Origin of the sequence: Dietzia massiliensis (genome assembly GCF_018390595.1) — a bacterium.
Lineage (GTDB): Bacteria > Actinomycetota > Actinomycetes > Mycobacteriales > Mycobacteriaceae > Dietzia > Dietzia massiliensis.
This window is the reverse complement of the sequence record NZ_JAHBAV010000275.1, coordinates 1-389: the sequence shown is the minus strand read 5'-3', so window position 1 is coordinate 389 and position 389 is coordinate 1. Positions and strand designations below refer to the sequence as shown.

At 62.0% G+C, this 389-nt stretch carries 1 pseudogene; it reads left to right on the top strand.

What is annotated here, in order from left to right:
* Positions 1–21: 21 nt before the first annotated feature.
* Positions 22–389: pseudogene (locus tag KHA85_RS20545) on the top strand (hypothetical protein); the annotation flags it as partial.

The window sequence follows — 389 nt, the reverse complement described above, 5'->3', positions numbered from 1 at the left end:
ATGTCCAAGTCGAAAGGCAACGTGATCGATCCGCTGGACATGGTCGACGGCATCTCGCTGGAAGATCTGCTGGAAAAACGCACCGGCAACATGATGCAGCCGCAGCTGGCGGAGAAAATCCGCAAGCGCACCGAGAAGCAGTTCCCGAACGGCATCGAGCCGCACGGCACCGACGCCCTGCGCTTCACCCTGGCGGCGCTGGCCTCGACCGGCCGCGACATCAACTGGGACATGAAGCGCCTGGAAGGCTACCGCAACTTCTGTAACAAGCTGTGGAACGCCAGCCGCTTCGTGCTGATGAACACCGAAGCGCACGACTGCGGCTTCAACGGCGGCGAGAAAGTGCTGTCGCTGGCGGATCGCTGGATCCTGGCCGAATTCAACCGCAC